Origin of the sequence: Xanthomonas nasturtii, assembly GCF_001660815.1 — a bacterium.
GTDB classification, from domain to species: domain Bacteria; phylum Pseudomonadota; class Gammaproteobacteria; order Xanthomonadales; family Xanthomonadaceae; genus Xanthomonas; species Xanthomonas nasturtii.
Map to the genome: position 1 here is coordinate 132113 of NZ_LYMI01000002.1, position 6000 is coordinate 138112.

Consider the following 6000-nt stretch of genomic DNA (forward strand, 5'->3'; position numbering starts at 1 on the left):
GCGGGCGGTGCAGTCGCACCGCGCTGTCGGCATCAACCGAAATCGAGGGTCTTTTCGAACGCCTTGAGCTCGTGACGGGCCATGGCCAGGTTGGCCTTGGCGCGGTCCAGCACCACGTACAGGAACAGGGTGCCATTGCTTTCGAGCGGACGCAGCAGGTGGTACTGGCGCGCAAGCGTGATCAGGATGTCTTCGATGGTGTCGTTCAAGCCGAGCTGTTCGGCGATACGACGCTTGGCGCGCACCACTTCGGTGTTGCCGGCCGCCGCCAGTTCCAGGTTGAGCTCGGCGCCGCCGGTCATGCCCAGTGCCATGCCGCTGTCGCTATCGACCAGCGCCGCACCGACGAAGCCGGCCAGCGAATGCAGTTGTTCCAGATTGAGTTTTGACACAAGTGGTCCTTGCAAACGGTGAGGAATGAATGCCTTGCGGCATGCACGAACAGTGCCAAACACTCAGCCTTGCGGCACCGTCAGCACGGTGGCGAGGCGGCCGGCGCAATCGCGCGCGTTGAACAACAGCGCAGCGGCATTGATGTCGCTGCCGCCCACGGCGGTGAGCGTCAGCGGTTTGTCGGCGCGGATGCGGATCAGCACCAGCTGCCCGCCACGCGTGCTGATGGTGGCGTAGTCGGCTTCGCTCAGGCTGGATTCGCGCGCCAGGGTCTCGCCCAGGGTCAGGAACGAATTGGCCATGGCGGCCAGTCGGCGACCGTCCACATCCAGGCTGGATTGCTCGGTAATGGCACGTCCGTCGGCGGTGGAGAGCATCAACAGACGAATGCCCGGTTCGCGCTCGATGGTCTGCGCAAACTCGCGCCCGATGCGCTGCAGATCGTACTGATGCGACGCCCGCGCGACTTCGCCCACGGCAGCCTTGACGACCTGGTTGACGGCGTTATGCGGCATGAAATCCCCCTGTTGCTTGATGGCCCGAGCGCATGCATGCGTGTGGCGTGCCGCGCTGGCCGGCGCACCATACCACCCATATCCGGGCAGTCAGACACGCCAGCCTGAGTTGCTTAACTGGGCGGTCAGACAAGCAGGATCTGCAAAGTCCGGTGCGCCACAAAGTGCCGTGGCACGTCACTGTAGCGGCGCGGCGAGGCAGATCTAAACCTCTGGTGTGTGGGCATGTCGTTTCGTGCGCATGTTCACTGCGCGCGGCCTGGCGTGCTGCGCTGCCGCGCGTCACTGCGCGGGCGTGCCACTAGACTGCACGGCTTTATCAATGCTGGAGCAATACATGGCGACGCAGTACCTGCCGGTTTCCCTGATTGGCGTTCCCACCGACATCGGTGCCGGCCACCGCGGCGCGCGGATGGGGCCTGAAGCGTTGCGCATCGCCGGCTTGCAGGAGGCCTTGATCGGCCGTGGCGTGGAGGTGCGCGATCTGGGCAATCTGGATGGCCCGCGCAATCCGTGGCAGGCGCCGCAGTCCGGTTACCGGCATCTGGACGAAGTGGTGGCCTGGAACCAGGCGCTGATGGACGCCAGCTACGCCGAACTGCAGGGCGGGCGCATGCCGATCATGCTGGGCGGCGACCATTGCCTGGGCATCGGTTCCATCACTGCCGTGGCCAAGTACTGCCGTGAGCAAGGTCGCCCGCTGCGGGTGCTGTGGCTGGACGCACATTCGGACTTCAACACCAGCGAAGTGACTCCATCGGGCAACGTGCATGGCATGCCGGTGGCGTGCCTGTGCGGGCTGGGCCCGCAGGCGCTCACGCATCTGGGCGGCAGCGCGCCGGCGCTGTTGCCCGAGCAGGTGCGGCAGATCGGCATCCGCTCGGTGGATCCGGAAGAGAAGCGCCTGATCAAGCAGCACCGCATCGATGTCTACGACATGCGCTACATCGACGAAGCCGGCATGAAGCGCACCATGGAAGCGGCATTGCAGGGCATGAGCGCCGACACGCACCTGCACGTGAGTTTCGATGTGGACTTCCTCGACCCCAGCATCGCCCCGGGCGTGGGTACCACCGTGCCCGGTGGCCCCAACTACCGCGAGGCGCAGCTGGTGATGGAGATGATTGCCGACACCGGGCGCATGGGGTCATTGGATATCGTCGAGCTGAACCCGGTGCTGGATAACCGCAACGCCACCGCCGAGCTGGCGGTGGATCTGGTCGAGAGCCTGTTCGGCAAGTCCACGCTGATGCGAGATTGATCCAGTGCTGAACGTGGCGTGCTGCCGTTCACATCAAGTCCACGTCCGCGCAGTCAGATTTGGCGCCAAGCGAGGTGCGTTGGCACCGGGCGCAGACCGAGGAAGAGCAATGAAGCGACTGCTGACACTAATGGCGCTGGGCCTGTTTTCGGCCGGCATGATGACTGGCTGCAACACCATGGCCGGCGCCGGCAAAGATATGCAGGGTGCGGGCGACAAGGTCGAAAAGACCGCCGATAAATGCAGCGACGGTAAGTGCTGATTCGTCACCGTCGCATGGCACGTGTTTGATGTGATTGATCTGCGGCAACACGCCGCTTTACCCACGAAGGAGTTTGTTATGAAGCGTGCAATTGTGCTGCTGGTGCTGTCGATGTTCTCGGTCGGTATGCTGTCGGGCTGCAACACCGTCGCAGGTGCTGGCAAGGACGTGCAGGGTGCCGGCGAGAAAGTGGAAGACGCAGCGCGTAAGTAATGTGACGCCGCATGCAACAAAAAACGGGCCGCAAGGCCCGTTTTTTTTGTGCATGATCGCTGGCGGGAAGCGATCCACGTACTGTATTTGGCGCAATCGACGCATCGCGAACAGGGTGGATGGGTGGGCAACGGTTCAGTGCCGTGATCGGCGGTTTGACACATCTTGATCTATCGCAAACGCAGCAGTGCTCACGCTGGCGGCACGGTCAATCGCGGCCGCATCAGCGGAGTCAACGCATGAACACTGACATCATTTCCGGTAAGTGGACCCAGTTGAAGGGCAAGGCCCAGGCCAAGTGGGGCGACCTTACCGATGACGATTTCAAGGTTGCCGAAGGCAATGCGGAATATCTGCAAGGCAAGCTCCAGGAACGTTACGGCTGGGATCGCGACCGCGCCCAGACCGAAGTGCGCGCGTTCGAAAAGTCGCTGCGCGACGACACCTGAGTGCTGTCCACGCTGTTTGCCGGGTGAGGCAGGCAGGTTGCAGACGACGGGCCGCCCAGTGCGGCCCGTTCTGCGTTTGCGCGTCTGCAATCCTGGCTGCGGCCGTAATGCGACGAAGGCAGGCGCGGAACCGTTAAACTTGCACGCTGACTTCCCGGCATTACGCAGATGACCACTCGTGTCCTTACCGGCATCACCACTTCCGGCACCCCGCATCTGGGCAATTACGTCGGTGCGATCCGCCCGGCCATTCAGGCCAGCGCCGGTGCCGATGCCGAGAGCTTCTATTTCCTGGCCGATCTGCACAGCCTGATCAAGGCGCAGGACCCGGCACGCACGCAGCGTTCGACGCTGGAAATCGCCGCCAGTTGGCTGGCCTGCGGCCTGGACCCGGACAAGGTGTGGTTCTACCGGCAGTCCGATGTGCCCGAAACCACCGAGTTGATGTGGCTGCTGACCTGCGTGGCCGGCAAGGGCATCCTCAATCGCGCGCATGCCTACAAGGCGGCGGTGGACAAGAACCGCGCCGATGGCGAAGACGACGATGCCGGCGTGACCGCAGGCTTGTTCATGTACCCGGTGCTGATGGCGGCCGATATCCTGATCTTCAACGCGCATAAGGTGCCGGTGGGGCGTGATCAGATCCAGCATATCGAGATGGCGCGCGATTTCGCGCAGCGCTTCAACCATGTCTACGGGCGCGATTTTTTCACCTTGCCCGAGGCGGTGATCGACGAGCAGGTCTCGACCTTGCCGGGCCTGGACGGCCGCAAGATGAGCAAGAGCTACGGCAACACGATCCCGCTGTTCGCACCGCGCGAGCAATTGCGCAAGCTGGTGTTTTCCATCCTCACCGATTCGCGTGCGCCCGGCGAAGCGAAGGACACACAGGGGTCGGCGTTGTTTCAGCTGTATCAGGCATTCGCCACGCCGCAGGAATCTGCCGTGTTCGCGCAGGCGTTTGCCGACGGCATCGGCTGGGGCGATGCCAAGCAGCAGCTGTTCGAGCGGATCGATCAGGAAATCGCGCCGCTACGGACGCGTTACGAGGCATTGATGGCAGAGCCGGCCAAGATCGAAGCGATTCTGCGCGCCGGTGGTGCACGCCTGCGTGCGCGCTATGCCACGCCGCTGCTGGCCGAGCTGCGCGATGCGGTGGGCCTGCGCGATCTGTCCAGTCAGGCCGGCACAGCGGCGAGCGATGCCGGCGAGAAGGTTGCGTTGCCGGTGTTCAAGCAATACCGCGAAAGCGATGGCCAGTTCTATTTCAAGTTGAACGACGGCGCGGGCACATTGCTGTTGCAGAGCGATGGCTTCGCTTCGCCGCGCGATGCAGGCCAGTTGATCGCACGGTTGAAACAGGCCGAGCAGGCCAGCGATCTGCAGCTGCCAGGCGTGCATGCGCAGGTGCAAGCCGATGGGATCCTTGCGGCGATGCGGATGTTGCGCGAGGCGTGATCGATGCGCGCGCAAGGTGCGGCGACCGCCTTGCGCGTGGGGATTGCATCGCAGGTGCAGTGCCGAGATCCGGCAAGACGATTTTGTTGTGCGTGAGGCAGCGGTGTTAACTCATCGTTGCCTGGAACCAGCCGCACACCGCGCGCGCATTACCTGCGCCTACACTGCGGCTGTCCTTATCGCCACGGAGCAGGAATGACAGCACTGGCCGATCCCGGCATCCACACCATCGACACCGGCTTTGGCGGCGTGCAGTTCGACGCGGCGTATCTGATTGTCGAGGCGCAGCGCGGAGCGTTTGTCGATTGCGGCACATCCTTGTCGGTGCCGCATATGCTGGCGGCAGTGCAAGCCGCCGGGCTGACGCCTGCGCAGGTGGAGTGGTTGGTCCTGACCCATGTGCATCTGGACCACGCCGGTGGTGCAGGTGCCCTGTTGCAGCACCTGCCCAATGCGCGCGTACTGGTGCATCCGCGCGGTGCACCGCATCTGATCGATCCCACGCGGCTGATTGCCGGTGCCACCGCGGTATACGGCGAGGCGGAAATGGCGCGCAGTTACGGCGTCATCGTGCCGGTGCCGGCCGAGCGCGTGGTGCAGGCGAGCGATGGTGACACGGTGATGCTGGGCGCGCGCGCGCTGCATACCATCGATACGCCGGGGCATGCGCGCCACCATCTGTGCGTGTGGGATGCGCGCAGCCGCAGCTGGTTTACCGGCGACACCTTCGGTCTGTCGTATCGGCAGCTGGACAGTGCGGCCGGCGCCTTCATCCTGCCAACCTCCTCGCCGGTGCAGTTCGAGCCCGAAGCGATGCTGCAGTCGATTGCGCGCCTGATGGAAACCGCACCGGAGGCGATGTATCTCACCCATTACGGCCGTGTCGCGCCGCCAGCACCACTGGCACGCGCGCTGGGCGAACAGATTCATGCGATGACCGACATTGCACTGGGTTGCGCGCAGCGTCCGGACCGACATCGCTGCATGGTGGCGGCGTTGACCGCGTTGTATCTGGAGCGCGCACGCCAGCATGGATGCCGGTTGGACGACGCGGCGGTGGAGCAGCTGCTGGCAACCGATATTGAGCTCAACGCGCAAGGGCTGGGATGTTGGCTGGATCGTGCAACACGCGCGAATTAGGGCTGCTTGAGCGGCTAACAACGTCTGTAGAACGTCGTAGCAAGTTGTCGCGTCATTTGGGTGCAGCTAGGGCCTGTTAACACATCCGAAGTCCATCAACGACAAGGATGAAGCTTAAGAATCCGAGGAACATGACATCCAGCTTTTCGAAGCGCGAGAAAATCCGGCGGTAGCTCTTCAAGCGACGAAACAGCCTCTCCACTTCGTTGCGCCGCTTGTACATCTCTCGGTCGTACTCCCAGGGCTCGACCCGATTGGCTTTTGGCGGGACCACCGGGACGTAGCCAAGATCAAGCGCTAGTTGGCGCG

8 protein-coding genes and 1 pseudogene are annotated in these 6000 nt (G+C 63.4%); 6 read left to right on the forward strand and 3 right to left on the reverse strand.

The genetic code is table 11. From position 1 onward, the window contains the following. Positions 1 to 32 precede the first annotated feature (32 nt). Together A7D16_RS01380 and A7D16_RS01385 are read right to left on the reverse strand one after the other, a co-directional pair. A complete protein-coding gene (locus tag A7D16_RS01380) occupies positions 33 to 392 on the reverse strand; it encodes a roadblock/LC7 domain-containing protein (protein WP_064629118.1) in 360 nt (119 codons plus the stop codon). A gap of 63 nt (positions 393 to 455) precedes the next feature. Beyond that, entirely contained in the window at positions 456 to 908 is a 453-nt protein-coding gene (locus A7D16_RS01385) for a roadblock/LC7 domain-containing protein (RefSeq protein WP_064629120.1), read from the reverse strand. A 337-nt stretch (positions 909 to 1245) separates the two neighbouring features. Between A7D16_RS01385 and rocF the strand changes: the two genes are divergently transcribed. The 6 genes from rocF to A7D16_RS01415 all read left to right on the forward strand — a co-directional run bounded on the left by rocF (position 1246) and on the right by A7D16_RS01415 (position 5691). Further along, entirely contained in the window at positions 1246 to 2169 is a 924-nt protein-coding gene (gene rocF, locus A7D16_RS01390; protein ID WP_064629150.1) for an arginase, read from the forward strand. 109 nt (positions 2170 to 2278) lie between these two features. Beyond that, positions 2279 to 2431: an entericidin A/B family lipoprotein gene (locus A7D16_RS01395; protein WP_064629122.1), complete on the forward strand. Its 153-nt coding sequence runs from the start codon at positions 2279 to 2281 to the stop codon at positions 2429 to 2431. Between the two features lie 78 nt (positions 2432 to 2509). Beyond that, positions 2510 to 2644, forward strand: a complete 135-nt coding sequence (locus tag A7D16_RS01400; protein WP_064629125.1) for an entericidin A/B family lipoprotein — start codon at positions 2510 to 2512, stop codon at positions 2642 to 2644. A gap of 239 nt (positions 2645 to 2883) precedes the next feature. Then, the gene (locus A7D16_RS01405; RefSeq protein ID WP_016904514.1) at positions 2884 to 3093 is read left to right on the forward strand and encodes a CsbD family protein; all 210 of its coding nucleotides are present in this window, start codon (positions 2884 to 2886) and stop codon (positions 3091 to 3093) included. Positions 3094 to 3261: 168 nt separating this feature from the next. Next, positions 3262 to 4551 carry a tryptophan--tRNA ligase gene (locus A7D16_RS01410; protein ID WP_064629127.1) on the forward strand — a complete coding sequence of 430 codons (1290 nt, stop codon included), beginning with the start codon at positions 3262 to 3264 and terminating at the stop codon, positions 4549 to 4551. A gap of 195 nt (positions 4552 to 4746) precedes the next feature. Next, positions 4747 to 5691 carry an MBL fold metallo-hydrolase gene (locus A7D16_RS01415; protein ID WP_064629128.1) on the forward strand — a complete coding sequence of 315 codons (945 nt, stop codon included), beginning with the start codon at positions 4747 to 4749 and terminating at the stop codon, positions 5689 to 5691. A gap of 76 nt (positions 5692 to 5767) precedes the next feature. Here the strand turns inward: A7D16_RS01415 and A7D16_RS01420 are convergent. After that, positions 5768 to 6000: pseudogene (locus A7D16_RS01420) on the reverse strand (IS5/IS1182 family transposase); the annotation flags it as partial.